Annotated in this window: 15 protein-coding genes; 7 read left to right on the top strand and 8 right to left on the bottom strand. The window is 66.3% G+C overall.

Annotation, left to right across the window (positions count from 1 at the left end; translation table 11 throughout):
• Positions 1–19: 19 nt before the first annotated feature.
• The gene (locus IT430_16345; GenBank protein MCC6909509.1) at positions 20–3,700 is read left to right on the top strand and encodes a mechanosensitive ion channel; all 3,681 of its coding nucleotides are present in this window, start codon (positions 20–22) and stop codon (positions 3,698–3,700) included.
• Entirely contained in the window at positions 3,700–5,160 is a 1,461-nt protein-coding gene (locus IT430_16350) for an NAD-dependent succinate-semialdehyde dehydrogenase (protein ID MCC6909510.1), read from the top strand. The genes IT430_16345 and IT430_16350 overlap by 1 nt, the downstream gene beginning before the upstream one ends.
• Before the next feature lie 3 nt (positions 5,161–5,163).
• Here the strand turns inward: IT430_16350 and IT430_16355 are convergent, their stop codons facing one another.
• The gene (locus IT430_16355; GenBank protein MCC6909511.1) at positions 5,164–6,672 is read right to left on the bottom strand and encodes a hypothetical protein; all 1,509 of its coding nucleotides are present in this window, start codon (positions 6,670–6,672) and stop codon (positions 5,164–5,166) included.
• The gene (locus IT430_16360) at positions 6,621–7,433 is read right to left on the bottom strand and encodes a glycosyltransferase family 2 protein (GenBank protein ID MCC6909512.1); all 813 of its coding nucleotides are present in this window, start codon (positions 7,431–7,433) and stop codon (positions 6,621–6,623) included. The genes IT430_16355 and IT430_16360 overlap by 52 nt, the downstream gene beginning before the upstream one ends.
• 97 nt (positions 7,434–7,530) lie before the next feature.
• On the opposite strand from IT430_16360, the gene IT430_16365 reads away from it, so the two are divergent.
• Together IT430_16365 and IT430_16370 are read left to right on the top strand one after the other, a co-directional pair.
• Positions 7,531–8,031: a transcriptional repressor gene (locus IT430_16365; protein ID MCC6909513.1), complete on the top strand. Its 501-nt coding sequence runs from the start codon at positions 7,531–7,533 to the stop codon at positions 8,029–8,031.
• Positions 8,032–8,293: 262 nt separating this feature from the next.
• Positions 8,294–8,944, top strand: coding sequence for a 3D domain-containing protein (locus tag IT430_16370; protein MCC6909514.1), 651 nt, complete (start codon positions 8,294–8,296; stop codon positions 8,942–8,944).
• Between the two features lie 35 nt (positions 8,945–8,979).
• On the opposite strand, the gene IT430_16375 is transcribed toward IT430_16370, so the two are convergent.
• The 4 genes from IT430_16375 to rny all read right to left on the bottom strand — a co-directional run bounded on the left by IT430_16375 (position 8,980) and on the right by rny (position 13,085).
• Positions 8,980–10,302 (bottom strand): hypothetical protein, encoded by a 1,323-nt coding sequence (locus IT430_16375; protein MCC6909515.1) that lies wholly within the window; start codon positions 10,300–10,302, stop codon positions 8,980–8,982.
• A gap of 206 nt (positions 10,303–10,508) precedes the next feature.
• Entirely contained in the window at positions 10,509–11,060 is a 552-nt protein-coding gene (locus IT430_16380; GenBank protein ID MCC6909516.1) for a DinB family protein, read from the bottom strand.
• Positions 11,061–11,084: 24 nt separating this feature from the next.
• On the bottom strand, positions 11,085–11,477 hold the full coding sequence (locus IT430_16385; GenBank protein ID MCC6909517.1) for a DUF1294 domain-containing protein: 393 nt from the start codon (positions 11,475–11,477) through the stop codon (positions 11,085–11,087).
• A 33-nt stretch (positions 11,478–11,510) separates the two neighbouring features.
• Positions 11,511–13,085, bottom strand: coding sequence for a ribonuclease Y (gene rny / locus IT430_16390; GenBank protein ID MCC6909518.1), 1,575 nt, complete (start codon positions 13,083–13,085; stop codon positions 11,511–11,513).
• Between the two features lie 532 nt (positions 13,086–13,617).
• On the opposite strand from rny, the gene IT430_16395 reads away from it, so the two are divergent.
• A complete protein-coding gene (locus tag IT430_16395; protein ID MCC6909519.1) occupies positions 13,618–14,631 on the top strand; it encodes a membrane dipeptidase in 1,014 nt (337 codons plus the stop codon).
• A gap of 4 nt (positions 14,632–14,635) precedes the next feature.
• Here the strand turns inward: IT430_16395 and IT430_16400 are convergent, their stop codons facing one another.
• Positions 14,636–15,598 (bottom strand): M48 family metalloprotease, encoded by a 963-nt coding sequence (locus IT430_16400; GenBank protein ID MCC6909520.1) that lies wholly within the window; start codon positions 15,596–15,598, stop codon positions 14,636–14,638.
• Between the two features lie 89 nt (positions 15,599–15,687).
• Between IT430_16400 and ubiE the strand changes: the two genes are divergently transcribed.
• Together ubiE and IT430_16410 are read left to right on the top strand one after the other, a co-directional pair.
• On the top strand, positions 15,688–16,476 hold the full coding sequence (gene ubiE, locus IT430_16405; GenBank protein MCC6909521.1) for a bifunctional demethylmenaquinone methyltransferase/2-methoxy-6-polyprenyl-1,4-benzoquinol methylase UbiE: 789 nt from the start codon (positions 15,688–15,690) through the stop codon (positions 16,474–16,476).
• A gap of 174 nt (positions 16,477–16,650) precedes the next feature.
• Complete coding sequence (locus IT430_16410) at positions 16,651–17,352, top strand: cobalamin-dependent protein (GenBank protein ID MCC6909522.1); 702 nt, start codon at positions 16,651–16,653, stop codon at positions 17,350–17,352.
• 63 nt (positions 17,353–17,415) lie between these two features.
• Here IT430_16410 and IT430_16415 read toward each other — a convergent pair whose 3' ends face one another.
• Positions 17,416–18,612: a hypothetical protein gene (locus IT430_16415; GenBank protein ID MCC6909523.1), complete on the bottom strand. Its 1,197-nt coding sequence runs from the start codon at positions 18,610–18,612 to the stop codon at positions 17,416–17,418.
• Positions 18,613–18,655 lie beyond the last annotated feature (43 nt).

The following is an 18,655-nucleotide window of genomic DNA, read 5'->3' on the forward strand; positions in this document are numbered from 1 at the left end:
CCGGCCCTACTATCACCGCATGCTGCGGTGGAGCGATCGGCACGGCGTTGCGATGGGCGGAGTGAAGCGAGCGGCGCTGCTGCTTCTGGTCGTGGCGGCATGGTTGTCGCTTGCCGCTCCGCTGGCCGGGCAGGATGCGCAGCCGCCGGCCGCACCGCCCGACATTCGCACGCTGGTTGAGGAGATTCTTCCCAAACTCACGGAAGCTGAGCGGGTGCCGTTCGGCGATGCGCTCGAGTCGCTGGCCGGGCTCGAGGAGTCGCGCCGGGCCGACGCCCGCGAGCGGCTCAGCGCCATCTCCGCCGACCTCACGAGCATCCAGACCTCTTTGAACAAGATCGAGGACCTCAACCAGCGTATCGCCAATGCTCCGCTGCTACTCGAGCAGATCCGAGGTGAATTGGCGTTGCCGCCTGCCGCGATCGAGATCCCTGCAGGCCAGAGCATTCAGCAGCTCGAGCAGGGCGTGTCGCAGGCGGAGGCGGAACTCAAGGCCGCCCGCGAAGACGTGACCAACCTCGAAGATGAGGCCAGGAAGCGAACGCTGCTTCGGGAGGAGATCCCGACGTCCATTGCGCGAGCGAGGCAGGAAATCGAGACGGTCAACGACGAGATCGAGAGCGGCCGCGCGCTGGGCGCGATCGATCCACTCTCGCGCCTGGAACTGCTCCAGCACATCGTGCATCGCCGGGCGCTCGAGCAGCGGATCACTGAGCTGGAAACGGAGCAGCAGTCGATCGAGGCTCGCCGTGAGGCGCTTCGGGCCCGGCAGGACCGCGCCGCCCGGCGCGTCAGCCAGGCGGAGAAGCGTCTTGAGGCCTGGCGGCAGACTCTTAATGAAGCGCGCGAAGTGGAAGCGCGCCGGGTGGCCGACGAAGCGCGTCGCGCGCTGCAGCAGGCCGCCAACGAGCACCCGGTGATCCAGGACCTGCTCAAAGAGCGCACCGAACTCGCCAGCCGACACGAACAGCTCATCGGGCAGCATCAGCAGGCGCAGAAGAAGCGGCAGGCGCTCGAGGCGGAGGTGCGCGACGTGCGCGCTCAGTTCGCGCGCAGCTTTGAAGAGATCGAGCGAGCGGGCCTCACCAACACGGTGGGCATGATCCTCGGCCGGCGCCGCGGCGATCTGCCCAATGTTCGAACGTTGCGCCAGGAGATGCGGCAGCGGCAGCAGCGCCTTTCCGAAGCCCTGGGCGAGCAGTTCAAGTTCGAGCGCGAACTCGATGAAATCCGCGACATCGGCGCCGCCGTCGAGCGGCGCATGGAGTCGCTCGACAGCGCCATTCCGCGCGAGGAGCGCGAGGCCGTGAGCCTACGGCTGACCGAAGAACTCCGCGCCCAGAGCGCGCTGCTGGCGCGTGTGGTTGAAACCCTGCGCGACCTGAGTGAGGAGTTCTCCGAGGCGGACACGGCCGAGCGGGCGCTGCTGGGGGTGACGGAAGAGTACATCTCGTTCATTGACGAGCGCATCCTGTGGATCCGCAGCACGTCGCCGCTTCGCTGGTCGGACCTGCGGGCCGCCGGCGAAGTCCTGTCGCGCTTCGCGGATCCCACCATCTGGCGCAGCACCTACGACGCCTTTCGCATCGGAGCGCAGCGGGATCCGGTCCCGTATGTTGTCCTGATCGTCCCTCTGGCGGCGTGGTCTCTGCTGCTGTTCTCGGGTCGACGCATCGGGCGGGTGCGCGAAGCGCTGGCCGAAGAACTGAACCGCGACCGGTTGAGGCCGTCGTTCCGGCCAACGGTCAAGGCGATCGGGCTGCTGCTGCTCGGGTCGCTTCTGTGGCCGCTGCTCATGCTGCTCGTCGCGCAGATTCTGGCGGTCAGTCCCGATGCGCCGCCGGCCATCCAGTCGCTTGTGGAAGCGCTTCGCGCCACGGCCGTCGTGTGGCTGGCGCTCGAGGTCGGGCGGCGCGCCTGCCGCAGCGGCGGGTTTGCCGAAGTGCACCTCCGCTGGCCCCGCGAGTCGGTTGCAGCGGTGCGGCGGCAGATTTTCTGGCTGGAGTGCCTGGTCGTGCCGCTCGACGTGCTGTTCCGCGTCGTGAGCAGCGACGGCCACGAGTGGACCAGCGAGTCGCTGGCGCGGCTCGCGTTCATTGCAGGCATAGTCGTGCTGGCGCTGTTCATCCAGCGCACGCTTCGCCCGCACGGACCGATCCTGCGCCCGTATTTCGCGCCGCTGCGCGGCAGTTGGCTGGCGCGGCTGAGCGGGCTGTGGTTTCTTGTTCTGGTCTGCCTGCCGCTGTTCCTGGCGGTGCTGACGGGGCTGGGCTACTTCTATTCCGCCCAGCGCCTGCAGCAGGGGCTCAGCGCGACGCTGCTGCTGGGCCTGCTCATGATCATCGTCTCGGCGCTGTTCTACCGCTGGCTCTGGGTGACGCGCCGCCGCGTGGCCATTGACCAGGCGCTCAAGCGCCGTGCAGCCGCACAGGAGCAGGCGGAGAGCGTTGAGCAGACGCCCGCCGAATCGGCCGCGATCACCGAAGAGGAAATCGACCTGCCCGCGGCCAATGCGCAGACCCTGCAACTGTTCCGCAGCGCCGCGGTGCTCGTGATGCTCGTCGCGCTGTGGGGGATCTGGAACAACGTCCTGCCGGCGCTGGGGCTGCTCGACCAATTCGAACTCTGGCCGCATTTCGGGCCGGTCGAACGAGTCAGCGAGCGCCCCGAGAGCCTGCGGACGATGGAAGTTGAACCTGCCTCGCCCGCGGTGCAGCCGGCCGGCAATGAAGGCGCCAGCCAGGGCAACGGCGCTTCCACCGGCGGCGGCAATCTCTCGCTGCCGCTGCCCGGACAAGCCTCAGATCGCGGTGCGGCGGGCGCATCGGAGCCGGCGGCCGCCGTGCAGCGCGTGACGATCGCCGACCTCACCATGGCGATCATCATCGGCATCACAACTCTCATTCTCACGAGAAACATCCCCGGGCTGCTCGAGATCGCGCTGCTGCAGCGCCTGCCTCTTGATGCGGGCAGCCGGTACGCCGTCTCAACGATTGTGCGCTATGTCATCGTCATCGTCGGCGTGATGGTGACGTTTGGAGCGGTCGGCATCGGCTGGTCGCAGATCCAGTGGCTGGCGGCGGCGCTCACCTTCGGCCTCGCATTCGGTCTGCAGGAGATCTTCGCGAATTTCATCTCCGGACTGATCATTCTCATTGAGCGGCCCATGCGCGTCGGCGACACGGTGACCATCGGCGACATCTCCGGCGAGGTGTCGCGCATCCGCATGCGGGCCACAACGATCACGCAGTGGAACAAGAAGGAACTCATCGTTCCCAATCGCGAGTTCATCACCGGCCAACTGGTGAACTGGACGCTGACCGACCAGATGCTGCGCCTTGAGATCGCCGTCGGCATCGCATACGGCTCGGACACGCGGCTGGCGCGTTCGCTGCTGCTCAAGGTCGCCAACAAGTGTGAAACGGTGCTCAAGGATCCACCGCCGCGCGCTCTGTTCCTGGCGTTTGGCGACAGCGCGCTCAACTTCGAACTGCGCGTTTTCATCTCCGGACTGAACAACTACCTCGACACCGTCACGACACTCAACTTCGGCATCGACGATGAGTTTCGCAAGGCGGGAATCGAAATCTCGTTCCCGCAGCGCGACATCCACATCCGTACAATCAATGGAGTGCTTCCGGTTCAGCAGATCGAGAAAGCGGCGGACGCGGGAGAGCAGGGCCGCGGATCGGAGGAATGATGGATGTCCGCGAGCTGCACATTCAGACGCGCAACCTCATCGGCGGACAGTGGGTGAGCGCGGCCGACGGCGGCACGTTCGAAGTGATTGACCCGGCGACGGACCGACCGATCGCAGAGGTGGCCGACTGCGGCGCCGCGGAGACGGGTGAGGCCATTGGCGCCGCTGCGCGGGCCTTTCCGGAATGGAGCAGCCGCACCGCCGAAGATCGCGGCACCCTCCTGCACCGCCTGGCGGATCTGATGATGCGCGACCAGCAGCGGCTGGCGCATCTCATGACGCTTGAGCAGGGCAAACCAATCGCCGAGGCGCGCGGCGAGATCGCCTACGCCGCGGCGTTCATGTACTGGGCCGCGGAAGAAGGCAAGCGGCTTTACGGCGAGACCATTCCGGCCTCAAGCCCCGCCAAGCGCATCCTGGTGTTGCGCCAGCCCATCGGCGTCGTCGCCGCCATCACGCCGTGGAACTTCCCCAGCGCGATGATCACGCGGAAACTCGGGCCCGCCCTGGCGTGCGGCAATACGTGCGTCATCAAGCCGGCCGAGCAGACGCCGCTCTCGGCTCTGGCCCTGGGTGAACTGGCGATCGAAGCCGGGCTGCCCTCGGGGGTGGTCAACATCATCACCGGCGATGCGCCGACGATCGCGGGCGCGCTCTTCGCCGACACGCGCGTGCGCAAGGTGTCATTCACGGGCTCGACGGAGGTCGGCAAGATCCTCATGAAGCACGCCGCGGACCACGTCGTGCGCCTCTCGCTCGAACTCGGCGGCCACGCGCCGTTCATCGTTTTTGAAGACGCCGATCTCGAAGCGGCCGTGGCGGGCGCGATGGCAAGCAAACTGCGCAATTCGGGCCAGACGTGCGTGTGCGCCAACCGTTTTTTCGTGCACGAGGCCGTGTATGACGATTTCGCGACGCGCCTGGCCGCGGCGATGCAGAGTCTCAAGGTCGGCTGCGGCTTTGACGAGGGCGTGCAGGTCGGCCCGCTCATCGACGACAACGCGATCGCCAAGGTGCAGAGCCACGTGAGCGACGCCGTCAGTCGCGGCGCCCGCATTCGCACCGGCGGCAATCTGGCCGATCTTGGCCAAGGCTACAGCCGGCGCTTTTACGCGCCGACGGTCATCGATGGTTTCACGCCGGACATGAAGGTCAATTGCGAAGAGACGTTCGGCCCGGTGGCGCCGCTGCGGCGGTTCAGTTCCGAAGATGAAGCCATCGCCATGGCCAACGACTCGCCCTACGGCCTGGCGGCGTACTTCTACACCCGCGATGCATCGCGTCTCATGCGCGTCGCCGAGGCGCTCGAATACGGCATCGTCGGCGCCAACGACGGCCTGCCGTCAACACCGCAGGCACCCTTCGGCGGCGTCAAGCAGTCCGGCTTCGGCCGCGAAGGCGGTCGCCACGTCATGCACGAGTACACGAACATCAAGTACGTGTCGTGGGGGCTGGGCTGAGGACTACTGGTTGAACGCCGCCTGGATCTTCGCGCGCAGTTCGGTGACGGCGTCGAATGCGTGCAACGGAAACGCCCAGGTGCGGTCATTGAGCAGGTCGCGCTCGTGCATGCGGCGCTCGGTGAGGCGCAGGTTCGTTTGCGCCGACTCGATCAAGTCGGGATGGTCTTCCACGAGGCGCCGCTGTTGCCGGCGGATGGCGTCAAAGAGTTCCCGCCGTCGGACTGAGCCGCGCGGCTGCGCCTCGATCTCTTCAATGAGCCGCGAGCGCTCCCGCAGCGCTGCATCATCATCGAGAAAGCGATCAAGGTTGTAGGGCAGATGGTGGATGAGCCACTTCGCCCGCGCCAGTTCCCGTTCCTGAACCGGCTCGCGATCGAGGTCCAGCGTCATGGTGGCCGTCGCCATGGCGCGGGGCGAGAGATCGCATCCAAGCCAGTCGGCGAACCAGCGCTCGGTGACGACGTCATACTCAGCGCCGCTCAGGCCGTGGATGAACAGGTTCGCCAGCGCCAGTCGCACGAGGCCGGTCATGAGCAGGGCGCGCGGTAGCAGTTGGGCGTCGGGTCGTCGGAGGTCGTGTTCGAAGGCTCGATGCCGCTGCCGATCCGGAGTGACGAGCCAGCACGGCACTTCGCAGCCACCGCTCGGACGGTGTTCCAGCGGCAGCATGCCGGCGCCGGGCGACTGCGCGACGGCCTGGTTGTAGGCTTCCCACATCGCGCGTGGATCGGCGCGCATCCGCGCAAGAACTTCCCGCCAGAGACTCGTGGTCGTGAGCGCGGACGCCGGCACCAGGAACCGGCGCTCGCGCAGCGGGTCATTCACGTCGGCGCCGACGGCGGCCACGCGCCGGTTGGCGAAGCGCACTTCCCGCAGCATCGCCGCTGCCAGCGCGAACTGCTCCGCCCGCGACGCGGCGTTGCGGTGCAGCAGCAGAGCGCGCCCCATGATGCGGCACGCCATGTAAATGCCGGCGCCCGCGAACAGATGGCCGTCTTCCAACTCCCAGGCTCCGGGTTCGGCGAGGATCGGCGGCAGCACGCCCGTGGGGCTTTGCCGCTCCCGCTCGGGCCAGTAGGTCCAGGGCATCGACTGCGCCACGAGCACGCCCTGGGCATCCAGCGCCGGCACGCGCAGGGCGCGCAGATCATTCACATCCTGATCGACGACGAGTTCAACGACGGCGTCGGCGCGCATCGCCGCCGCAGCCGCATCCATGGCGAGGTACTTGGCAAGGATGCCCGGATGCCAGAAGCCGGCTTGGTGGCCCGTGGCGACGATGCGTGAAAAAGATCGACCGAGCAGTTCGCGGCGGGTGAGTTCGCGCCACTGTGCCAGCGGGGCGCCGAGGAATTCAGCCGGGGTCTGCGACTCGATCAGGCCCGGCCATTGCGGTGGCGGGGGCTCGATCCGGATCGATTGCAGCATGAGGCCGGCCCTCTCCGCGGCGAGCGGCGTTAGTGTCCGCAGGTGCAGCAGGCCGCCTCGGCGGCCGCGAGATCGCGCCATGCCGATTCGCGCAGCATGCGCCGGCAACGGATGAGTTCGCTGTGCATGGTCCGGCGATACTGGGCCAGGCGCGCTGCCGGGTCATCGAGCGGACCGCCGAACGAGCGGTTCGGATCGTTGTAGATGAGGCGGATGGGCAGTTCTCGAATCCGCAGGCCGTGCGCCACCGCCTGCACCCAGAACTGCATGGGGAAGTCGTAGCCGTCCACGTCGAGATTCAGCCGCCGCACGGCCGACACGCGATAGGCCTTGAAGCCGCAGAAGCCATCGGTCAGTTGAAGCCCGAGCCGCTCGTTGAGTTCGGCGGTGATTTCCGAGTTGATGGCGCGGCGGTCGGAAGGCGGAGTCGAGTCGCCGTTGCTTGGCGCGAGGTATCGGCTGCCGGAGATCACGTCGGCGTCGCCGTCTTCCATGGCGCGCAGGAAATCGGGGATCGATTCCGGCTCGTGCTGTTCATCGCAGTCCATGGTGATGACCCACTCCTGCCGATCGACCGCCGCCCAGCGGAAGGCGTCGAGCATCGACCGCCCGTAGCCTCGGTTCTCGGCGTGGCGGATGACTTCAACCGGATGCATGGCCAGCAGGGTGGGGGTGTGGTCGGTGGAGCCGTCGTCGATGGCCAGCACGTTGGGGGCGAACTGCCGCACGCGGCCGAGCACATCCGCGACGTGCCGCTGCTCGTTGTAGATGGGAATGGCGACGAGGGTGCGCTGCAGGAGCGTGCGCTGCGAGTCGGTGCAGGACAGCGGTTTACACGTCATGCCGGATGTTACACGTTGGTGAGCGAGCCGGCCAACGCGGAGCGGACGGGGCGGCGGCGTCGTGGCGGCGGGCCGTGCGGTTCTGTAGAATGAGCCGATGTGCGCCGTCTCCAACGCGACCTCGGCCCCCCGGCCCAGCGACCAGCCGCTGATTGTGCCGCTCTGCGCCGTGTTTCGCCGGCACCTCAAGCAGGACGGGCAGAAGTTCACCGCCGAGCGGGCCCGGGTGCTCGACACCGTGATCCGCATGGAGCGCGTTTTCGAGCCCGAGGAACTGCTCGACGAACTCCGCCGCCGCCGCATGCGCGTGTCGAAGGCCACCATCTACCGGACGCTTAAACTGCTGCAGGACGCCGGCATTATCGAGCCGGTGCTCTACGACCAGAAACAGACGCACTATCAGCTCGCCTACGGCCAAGGCCCCAAGGACCAGATGATCTGCATCGAGACGGGCCGCATTGTCGAGATCTCGGTTCCCGAGATCGTCGAGCTCCGCCGGCAGGTTGCCGAGCGGATGGGGTGGGCGGCGGTGGGGCATCGGCTGCAGATCTTCGCCGTGTCGCCCGAGGGCGCGGAGTCGGCGGAGGCGGAAGATTGAGCCGTTGTACGTCCGCATAACGGCCCGGCGAGTTCAGGATTTGCCTCACTTGTCCGCCTCGGGTCGGGGCCGTATATTCAGCCATCGCTACAACCGTGTCAGGCGGCTTATCCGGCCCTCATCGATCGTGGAACAGGCTCTGATTTCTGGCCCGCATGCCTCGTTGTGGTAGTCTTGGTCACTCACCGACGGACTGGTGTGTTTCTCGCCGCCCAAGGATGGGTTCGGCACTGACCGCTGGTTGGATTGCGGAGTGACAAAAGTGAAGACAAGCACGAAACCGTGGCTGCGCCGTCAGTCTACTCATGCCGCAGGAGTGGTCCTTCCCGCCATCTGCGCGTTGACCGCTTTTGTCGGCGTCGGACTTGGCCTGCTCGTCGTGCAGGGCGCGCAACGCTCGCCCGGCACGGGCTTGCTCCAAGTCACCACCACGGGCGCCGCAGCCGTCGTGCGCGAAGTAGCTCCAGCCGCGCCGGCGCTACCTGTCGCCGCTGATGTCGAAGCGCCGGCACCGACGATCACGGTGATCGAAGAGCGCCCGGTGGATGCGACGCCCAGCGACATCCGATACTTCGACGGCCGGCCGATCCGCCCGGTCAAGACCATCAGCATGATCGTGACCGCCTACAGCCCCGATGCGCGGAGCTGCGCGCCGTTTGCCGATGGCATCACGGCCAGCGGGAAGTCGGTCGTCACGAATGGCGGCAAGTTGATCGCCGCCGACAAGCGCTTCAAATTCGGCTCGCTCCTCAGCGTGCCCGGCTACAACAACAACCTGCCCACGCCGGTGCTCGATCGCGGCGGGGCGATCAAGGGCAACCGCCTCGATGTGCTCTACCCGACGCACGAGATCGCCCGCAAGTGGGGCCGCCAGCGCCTCGACGTGGTCGTCTGGGAATACGTGGACGGCTGAGGCTAGCCGCGTCCGCCGCCGTCGCGGCTGGTGTCTCAATTCACCATCTTGAACAGCGCCCACGCGGGCGGGCTGACTTCGCAGGTCGTGTGGTCCACAGCCTGGAAGATGTAGTTGCCTTCGACATTGGCGGGGACGTTGAGAGTGATCCGCGCGACGCCGTTTGCATCGGCGACGCCAACGGCGGCCAGGCGCGGGTCGGCGAGATCGATCATTGCGCCGCTGCACTGCTCGAAGGGTTGCGGCTCGCTGCGCGTCGTGCCCCAGAGCAGGATGACCCGGCCATTGGGCGAGACGTGATGAATCTCAATGGTGTTGCGCCGGCCGGGTCGCGAAGGGTCGATGCCCCAAAGCGTGAGGCCGGTGTCAACGGGTTCGAGACGCACTGGTTTGCCGCCGACTGAGTGCCGCCCGATGAGAGTGCCGATCTGTCCTGAGTCGTTGATGCGTGTATCTCCCCAGACGTACCACTCGTCTTCAAGCGGCTCGGTGAGCAGGTCGTTGAGGTCCATCATGAGGTTGTGCCGCCAGATGCAGGCGCGGGTTACCGTGATACCCGATGGTTGGATGAAGTACTGCCCCGCCATGTCGCCGCTCTCGTTGATGGAAATCGCCCAGGCGCCAATGCCGAAGTGTGGCAGTTGACGGATCTCACCATTCTCCCAGATCACTGGGAAGCCCTCGATGCCTGACGAGCCGACAATCTGCCCTGCGTCGTTGATGTCATTGGCCCAGTCGGAGCCGCCGAGACTGGGAAGCGAGGTGATCCTTCCGTTCTCCCACACGACCGCCTTGGTGTAGTTGCGTCCGATGATCTGTCCGCGGTTATTGATGTCGCCGGGCGACGAGAGTGGAGCGAGCGGCGTGAGCACTCCGTTCTCCAGTCGGAACGCGCCAAAGTTGGAGCCGACGATCACACCCAGGTCATTGATGGCTGTGGCACGACTCTGGTAACTGTCGAAGAGTCTGGTCACGCGGCCGTCGCCAGGCCACAATACCGCCTGTTCACCGAGCGAGCGATATTCGGATGTTCCGACGATCTGCCCCAGTTCATTGATGCCCCACGCCGCACCTGAGTTGTCGTGTTGCGTCGCCCAGCCGTACGGCTCGGAATCGAGTATCGGCAGGCCGATCGCCTCGCCATCGCGCCAGAGGAACGGCAAGTTGAGCGTGCTGTAGCGGTGATAGCCGGTGCCGACCACGTCACCGCGATTGTTGATGTCCCCGATCTCAAGACCGCTGAAGCCGGGCGGGAATTCCAGGTATGTGATGTCGTAGCGCTGGGCAAGGGCTGCGGTGGCTGCGAGCGCCATGGTGCAGCCGGCTGCATGCGCGACCGACCTGATGGCCTTGGTCATGGCTCTACTCCTTGGCTGTTGTAAGAGCCGCACGCTGTTGCGTTGGGCAGGAAGGGGATTCCCGCCGCTGGACTCTCAGTTGTAGTATACCACAAATCGCAGCGCCCGCAAGCCATCTTGCCGGGAAGGCACGTACATTTGAGGCGGCTTCCCTGTCCGCCGGGCACCGTCCGTGCGGTGCGGTTCCTCGACCTGAGCTGCGCCGCTTACGCCGTCGCTGCGGCCGCCTCGACGTAGCGCTTCAACTGGTCGAGATGCCAGAGGTCGTGGCCGGCGAGGAGCAGGCGGATGTGCCGCTGCGATTCGTCGCCGCGTTCGCTGTGCACGCCGCAGCGGTCGAGTTCGGCGTCGGTCATCCCGTTCCAGAACCGCAAGTTGATCTCGCGCATCGCGCGAAAGTCGGCGGCGAGATCGTGTGCGCTCCGCTTGTTGTAACGCTGAGCCGCGACCCAGAGATCCTGATCCATGCCCAGCAGGGTGGGGCGGTCGTGGGCGGCGATCATCCGCGTACGAAAGCCGTAGGTCCACTCGACGTCGATGAGATGGCCGATGATCTCGGTCGGCGTCCACTTGCCTTCGAACGGCCGGCGCTGCAGGACAGCCGCGCTGCGGCGGGCGATGAGTTCATCGATCCGGCCGGGCGTGCTCGCCAGCACCGCCATGGGATCGCGATCGCCGACCAACCCGACCTGGCGCTTGATGTAAGCATGGGGGTCGGCGAGTTCGAGGCGCGTTTCCGATTGTGCCGTCTGCGACATGGTTCTCTCCCTCTGCTGGTTCGGTCAGCCGCTGGGCGCGGTGGCCCAGGACCAAAATGCGTACAGCACGATGCCGATCTGGATGCCGACGATGATGCCGAGCATGAAGCGGAACTGGGGGTCGATGGTCTTGTGCCGCCGCCCGAGCATCACGATGATCCCGCCGACGCTGCCGCCGATGAGGCACAGCCAGAGCAAGGTGAGTTCGGGTATGCGCCGACCGGGGTCGTTGAGCCGGCTCACGCGCTTGTCCCAGTAGAAGACCGCGGCGGTGAGCCCGGTGATGGTCATGAACCACACGAGCATCGGCCGTTCGGGAAAGAGCAGAAAGTGCAGGGCGGTGGCGATGATGAGAGCCGCGACGGTGAAGACCGCGGCCAGGATCATCGCCTTGCGGTGCCGATCAATGATTCGCATGCACGCGCCTTTCGCCGCACGGGCCGCCGTACCTCAGGTGGCAAATTCGATCGCCCGCGTCTCGCGCAGGACGGTGACCTTGATCTCGCCGGGGAAGGTCATCTCCGCCGAAACGCGATGGGCGATGTTACGCGCGATGCCGAACGCGTCGGCGTCGCTCACTCGCTGGGCATCGACGATGACGCGCACCTCCCGGCCCGCCTGAATGGCATATGCCTCGGCGACGCCCTCGTTTTCTTTGGCGATGCCTTCGAGCTGTTCGAGGCGCTGGATGTACTGCTCCATCGAGTCGCGCCGCGCGCCGGGGCGGGCGCCGCTGACGGCGTCGGCGGCCATGACGATCGGCGTATAGGGGCTGGTTGCGGGGATGTCGCCGTGGTGCCCGCCGACGGCGTTGAGGATCTCCTCGCGCTCGCCGTACTTGCGGCAGAAGTCCATGCCCAGCTTGGGATGCGTTCCCTGCTGCTCGTGGTCCATCGCCTTACCGATGTCGTGCAGGAACCCGCACCTGCGGGCGAGTTCGCCGTCGAGCCCGAGCTGGTCGGCGATGATCTGGCTCAGGAAGGCGACTTCGATCGAGTGCTTGAGCATGTTCTGGCCGTATGACGTGCGGAAGTGCAGTTTGCCCATAGCCTCGATGATCTTGGGATGCAGGCCGCCGAGTTTCACTTCGTTGGCCGCGTCCCGGCCGTGGCGGATGATCCGCTCTTCGACGTTTTTCTGCACCGAAGCGACGATTTCATCGATGCGGGTGGGGTGAATGCGTCCGTCTTCGAGCAGCTTCTGCAGTGACTCGACGGCGATGGTCTGGCGCACCTTGTCGAAGCAGGACACGCTGATGACCCCTGGGGTGTCATCGACGAGCACATCCACGCCCGTGGCCCGCTCGATGGCACGGATATTTCGGCCTTCGCGACCGATGATGCGGCCTTTCATGTCGTCGCTGGGGATGGCGACGCTGCGCACCGTGGTTTCGGTGGTGAATTCGCCGGCGTAGCGCTGCACGGCCTGGAGGAGGATCTCCTGGCCACGCGTGCGGGCGCTTTCCTCGATCTCCGCGTAGCGTTTCAGGGCGATCTGGTTCACTTCCTGCTGGCATTCATCTTCAACGCGTTGCAGGAGCATGTCCCGGGCCTGGTCGCGGGTCAGGCCAGACACCTGCGCCAGCCGGTTTTTCTGCTCTTCAAGAGTGTGCTGGGCCTCGGCGACGGCCTGAGAGGCCGCTTCTTCCTGCCGGGCGACGGCCTTGGCGCGATCGTCGAGGTGCCGCTCCTTGACGTCGAGCGTCTCCAGCTTGCGGTCGAGCATGTCCTCGCGCTTGGTGAGGCGGCGCTCGTGGTCGCGAAGTTCCTCACGGGCCTTGTTGGCTTCGGCGTCGGCCTGCTGGCGGAGTTCGATGGTCTTGCGCTCGGCTTCGAGAATGATTTTCTCGCGAGCGGTCTCGGCCTCGCGCTGGGCGCTTTCGGCGATGCGCCGGGCCTCCTCGCGCGCGGCGCTGATGGTGCTGCGCGTGAGAATCTGGACGGCCACGGCGCCGATGGCGATGCCGGCGATCAGCGCCACGACCGCGCTGACGATCGTCGTCGCCGTGATTTGCGCCAGAGTCAAGAGATGTGGTCCCACCTTGAGTCCTTTCAGCCGGCCTTTCGCGGCCTTCGAGGGCGCGCGAAAACTTGCCGGAAAGACGCCGGGTGGTCATCGGGGTTGGCTGGTCGACGGTCGCCCAAAGACGACCTGTGCAGGGGGACGAGAATTGATTCAGCCTTGATCGGCGACGTTCATCATCTCATCTGTCTCGCTGATCCTCGTTCAAAGCCGCTTGCCGATTGCGCTCATCGTTCCGAAAGGAGGCGCCCGGTTGCGTCAATTCAGACGCGAGCACCCGCTGCAACAGGATTCTTCAGGCTGTCGTCGCTCCTGGCGCAGCGCCATGGAGCCGGCCGACCGGCCACTCAAGTAGACTGACCACCAGGCGATGTGCCTGGTTGCGGGCCGTGCGTCCTTCCAACTCACTCGACACGACCTTACACAAATCTAGGCAATCTTCCTGAAACCGGCAACTCGTACCGGGTCATGTTTCTATGCTTGCCCGTTCCGCAGATGCCTGCGGCCGCCGCGATTGCCCCACCCCGAGCCGCTCATGAGCCTCAGCCCCGGTCCGTGGTTTGACGGACATCTCGATCTGGCCTGCATGGCCCTGGACGGCCGCGACCTCATGCAGCCGCTGGATGCCGCCTCCGGGCCGCCCCAGCCGGCGGCGATCACACTGCCGAGCCTTGCGCAGGGCCGCGTCACGCATTTCCTCGCGACGCTATACACCGGGCTGGGCACCGAAGGCCCCTGCGGCTACTCCGACAGCAGCGACCTGGAGACGCCGCATCGCGCCGCACAGGCCCAACTGGAGGTGTACCAGACTCTCGCAGCCGCGGGCCGGCTCCGGCTGATCCGATCCGCCGGCGACCTCGACGAGCCCACTGGCCTGCCCGCGGCGGTGCTGCTCATGGAGGGGGCCGATCCGATCCGCACACCTGACGAAGCCGACTGGTGGTTCGAGCAGGGCGTCCGCGCCGTCGGCCTCACTTGGGCTCGCGGCACCCGATACGCCGGGGGAAACGCTGCGCCCGGCCCGTTGAGCCCGCTCGGCCGGACGCTCGTCGAGCGACTGGACCGTCTCGGGGTGATCCACGACCTTTCGCATCTTGCCGATGATGCCGCCCGGCAACTGCTCGATCTCGCCACGGGGCCGATTGTTGCCAGCCACTCGAACGCTCGGGCTGTCTGTCTCGGTCACAGTCAGCGGAACCTGCCGGATGAGTTGATCGCGGCGATCGCCGAGCGCGGCGGCGTCATCGGTCTCAACCTCTTCAGCCTGTTTCTGATCAGCGACGGCGACCGGCGGCGGGCGACGGTGGACGAGACGGTGCTCCACATCGAACACATCGCGCAGACCGCAGGCCGCGGCGACGTCGTCGCCTTGGGAAGCGACATGGACGGCGGCTTTGGGGCGGATCGCCTGCCGCGCGGCATCAACTCCCCGGCCGATCTGCACTTGCTGGCTGACGCCCTGAGCAGCCGCGGCTGGAACGACGAGGCCATCGCGGGCTTTCGCTTCGACAACTGGCGGCAATTCCTGAATCGCAGCCTGCCGCAATAAACCGTCAGTTCTGCTCGGCCCGGCAGTGGGCGCACCAGGTCTCGGGGTGCGCGAGCAGGGCCGCGAGCGTCTCCGTCCCGGCGCCTGTTCCACCTGCCTGTTTCCGCTCACGGGCAAGGGCGTCCAGACGAGGTACGGCGATGCGCTGGAAGCGTTCTTCGTGGAACGACAGGTTCGGGTTGTTGTCCGCGTTCGAGTAGATGTCGCGCATGTCTTCCTTGATGCGCTCGATGCGGGTATCCGGGTACGGGTGGGTGCTGAGGAACTCGGGCGCGGTGGCGCCTCCTCCTTCGTTCATGGCGTCGAGCAGAATCTGCATCACCTGCATCTGGGCCCGCGGGTTGTAGCCCGCCCGCGCCATGTAGCGCATGCCGAGATGATCGGCTTCGCTTTCCTGGTCGCGGCTGAACTTGAGCAGGAAACCCTGGCCTCCCACGCCGACGACTGCGGGCAAGGCTTTCGCCAGCAGATTGTCGCTCTTGCGCGTGCCCAGTGCAGCACTTGTGACGACCCCCTGCAGGATCAGTGCATCAGCCATGCGATCATTGACATGCTGTGCCGTGACGTGGCCGACTTCGTGGCCGAGCACGCCGGCCAGTTGGGCCTCGTTGGTCATGCGCTCCATCAACCCGCGCGACATGAAGACCTTGCCGCCGGGCAGCGCAAAGGCGTTGATGACGTCGCTGTCGAGCAGCGTGAACTCCCACGGATTGCTTGGGTTGTCGCCTTCGGTGTGCGGCGTAAGTTTGCCGCCGACTTCGCTGACGTATTCGCGGAGCACCGCGTCAGGCACTTCCCCGCCGTATTCCTTGACGAGTTCAGGCATCGCCTCTTCGCCGAGTGCAATTTCCTGCTCGTGCGAGAGCACGATCAACTGCGAGCGGCCGGTGGCTTCGTTCGTGCGGCAGCCGGTCAGATTCAGGGCCGTCATCAGCGCCAGGCCGGCCAGTACGTTCAGAATGCGCATGCTCATCCTCCCTGAGGGTTGTCCGCTTCGATTCTAAGCGCGGCAGGCGGCCGGCGGGCGCACCGCGCCGCCCAACACTATGATCTCGCGTGCCCACGACCGCCGAGCCAACTTCCGAGCCCGTCGCCTGGGATGAGACGCATCTGGCCGATCCGCATTCCGAGGCGGACAAGGCTCAGCGCGTCAACGCGATGTTTGACGCCATCGCTGACAGTTATGACCTTAACAACCGGCTGCACTCGCTCTGGCGCGACCAGGCATGGCGACGAAAGGCAGTGCGGCTGGCCGCCGTGATTCCGGGCCGCGACGATGTGGTTGACGTGGCCTGCGGCACCGGCGACCTGGCGTTCGCCTTCGCGCGGGCCCGGCCTCGCAGCGTGATCGGCATCGACTTTGTTCCGCGCATGATCCGCCTGGCTCAGGAGAAGGCGGCGAAGCAGGATGGTCCGCTGGCACCCACGTTTCGCGTCGGTGACGCCATGAGCCTGGATCTGCCCGACGCCTGCTGCGACATTGTGTCGATTGCGTTCGGCATCCGCAACGTGTCTGATCCACAGAGGGCGATCGACGAGTTCCGTCGAATTCTGCGCCCCGGCGGGCGGCTGGTCATTCTCGAATTCAGCACGCCGACAAACGCGCTGATGCGCGGGCTCTACAACTTCTACTTCCACAAGGTGATGCCGCGCACCGCGACGTGGATCAGCCGGGATCGCACCGGGGCCTATAGGTACCTGCCGCGCTCGGTTTCGACGTTTGTGACGCGGGAGCGGATGATGGAACTGATGCGCCATGCCGGTTTCGAGGGAGTGAAGCCGCATCCGATGACGCTGGGCATCTGCGTGGCCTACCTCGGCCGGGTGCCCGCAACGTCCGCCTAACACGTTCCCGCCGCGCCCGCCATCGCCGTTACCGGACACAATTCTGCCCTGTCCAGAAGGGCCGGCGTTTGCGTCGATGAACCTGTCTCCAGGCGGGGCGGCGTCGCGAGAGCGCACGTCGCATCAATGGTGGGCCCGCCAGATCGAACGGACGGCTTCACAGGAGACACGGCAGTGAACAAGGAAGTACTGATTGAGCGCCTCTTCCAGACACTCATCTCGGGCGATCGAGCCGGGTCGCGCGGCATCGTGAACGAGACCATTGAGATGGGCGTGCCTGCAGAAGAACTGCTCTCGGAAATCTTCTGGCCAACGCTGAATCTCGTTCAGAAGCTCTTCCGCGCCGACCAACTCTCCTGCCTGTCGCATCACTTTGCGACGCGCATCATGCGCTCACTCGCGGACCAGGCGCAGACGCGGCTGAGGGTCTCGCCGTCCAACGGCAAGCGCATTCTTGTTGCGTGCGGCGGCACCGAGCAGGATGAACTCGCCGCGTCGATGGCCGTCGATCTCATCGAAGCGGGCGGCTTCGAAGTGGCCTTCGCCGGCGGCGGCGTGCCGTTCGACGAGATCATGGCGCGAGTGGGGGAGGACCGCCCGGACATCCTGCTGCTCTTCTCTTCAGCCGCGAAGGACCTGCCCGAGATCCGGCGCCTCATCGACGAACTGCACGAAGTGAATGTGTGCCCAGAGATGCAGATCGTCGTCGGCGGCGGCGTGTACGGCCGGGCCGAGGGGCTGGCCGAAGAGATCGGCGCCGATCTCTACGTTCCCGAACTCGGCCAGGTCGTCGATCTGCTGCTCGATCAGAACACCAAGCGGGCCCGGAGCGATCAGCGCACGGTCGGCCGCAAACGCCGCGCAAAAGTGGCATGACGCGGAATTTATTCGCCAGCAGCCGGAGCCGCGGATCGTCAAGGTCCGCGGCTTCGTTCTCTTTCAGGCGTCGACGGCGAGTCGAGGCGTGCGAAGCCTGGGTCCGCCAATGCGTCCATGCAGCGCTATGTTCGCCGCCGTGATGGGGCTGGCCGTCAGCACGCGCGCAGCGCGCCGCGTGCTCACATTCGCCACCGCCGTGGCGACGACGGTGAGGCGCTCGCCGGCTTGCTGCGGCTGGCTCACGTCGCCGATGGCGTTGACGCACGCCGCGCAACCGGGCAGGCCGAGGTCGCAGCCGGCCTCGCGGAACACTGTCTCCAGATCGGGTCCGTCATCGCCGAGCCGCACCTGTTTCAAGAGTTGAACATCGCGCATCGAAGCGGGCGCGATCACCGTGGGCACGTGCACGCGCTGGCCGGCAAGCACCTCCGCCGCCAGACGCAGGTCGGCGACCGAGCCCGTGGTGCAGGAGCCGATGTAGACGCGATCGACGTCGGTGGGCTCGAATGATCCGAGCGCGTGCACGCTCTCGTCCTCGCCGATCACGGGCGACAGGTCCGGAGCGTTGACACGAGTCGCGTTCAGATCATCGATCCCGTGCGTGACGGTGATGTTCTGCGCGGGGCTGTCGCCCAGCAGCAGGGCGCACAACGCGCAGAGCGATGAGTCGTCGCGGTGCTGCGGCCAGTCGAGACACGCCCACACGCCGCGGCGAATCAGGGGCCGCAGCGTGATGGCCAGGTCGTGCACCGCAGCGCCGGGGGGAAGGTCACCTTCGATGATGATCTGCTGCACGGGCGGTCGGCAGGCCCAGGTGCGCCCCTTGGCCAGCAGCGCCGCCACGTCCATGGGTTGGACCAGAACGGACACGCAGCCGCGTGCGGCCGCAGCCGCGTCGGCTTTGCGCGTCGTCGCGATGAGCCACTCGCGCCCTGCGGGGGCCAGTGGCGCACAGCCGTCGTCGCAGCCGCCGATCTGGTGGGTAAAAATCAATCCGTGCTGAGCCGCGAAGGCCTGCAGCGCCTCGTGCGCGGCGACGCGATCGGGCAGGGCGGACTCCAGATCGATGCCGGAAACGACATGAACGCGGTCGGGCCGCGCCAGCGGCGCGTGGGCGCCGAAGTGCTCGACGAGCAGCCGCAGCGCCGCCGGGCCGTGCAGGTCATCAACGATCACGAGATCCGGCTCGACCCAGACCGCCGGCGCCGGCTCGTCGCGCGGGCCCGACTCGAACAAGGTGCGCAACGCTTCGCTCATGCGCGGGATTCTATCGCGCCGCGATGAGGCGCGGGGCAAGACG

It is taken from the genome of Phycisphaerales bacterium, from assembly GCA_020852515.1.
Lineage (GTDB): Bacteria > Planctomycetota > Phycisphaerae > Phycisphaerales > UBA5793 > UBA5793.

Bases quoted from the DNA above. Each gene is read 5' to 3' on its own strand.
- IT430_16345 (MCC6909509.1), top strand. From the start codon at position 20: ATGCTGCGGTGGAGCGATCGGCACGGCGTTGCGATGGGCGGAGTGAAG.
- IT430_16350 (MCC6909510.1), top strand. From the start codon at position 3,700: ATGGATGTCCGCGAGCTGCACATTCAGACGCGCAACCTCATCGGCGGA.
- IT430_16355 (MCC6909511.1), bottom strand. From the start codon at position 6,672: ATGGCGCGATCTCGCGGCCGCCGAGGCGGCCTGCTGCACCTGCGGACA.
- IT430_16360 (MCC6909512.1), bottom strand. From the start codon at position 7,433: ATGACGTGTAAACCGCTGTCCTGCACCGACTCGCAGCGCACGCTCCTG.
- IT430_16365 (MCC6909513.1), top strand. From the start codon at position 7,531: ATGTGCGCCGTCTCCAACGCGACCTCGGCCCCCCGGCCCAGCGACCAG.
- IT430_16375 (MCC6909515.1), bottom strand. From the start codon at position 10,302: ATGACCAAGGCCATCAGGTCGGTCGCGCATGCAGCCGGCTGCACCATG.
- IT430_16380 (MCC6909516.1), bottom strand. From the start codon at position 11,060: ATGTCGCAGACGGCACAATCGGAAACGCGCCTCGAACTCGCCGACCCC.
- IT430_16385 (MCC6909517.1), bottom strand. From the start codon at position 11,477: ATGCGAATCATTGATCGGCACCGCAAGGCGATGATCCTGGCCGCGGTC.
- IT430_16395 (MCC6909519.1), top strand. From the start codon at position 13,618: ATGAGCCTCAGCCCCGGTCCGTGGTTTGACGGACATCTCGATCTGGCC.
- IT430_16400 (MCC6909520.1), bottom strand. From the start codon at position 15,598: ATGCGCATTCTGAACGTACTGGCCGGCCTGGCGCTGATGACGGCCCTG.
- IT430_16415 (MCC6909523.1), bottom strand. From the start codon at position 18,612: ATGAGCGAAGCGTTGCGCACCTTGTTCGAGTCGGGCCCGCGCGACGAG.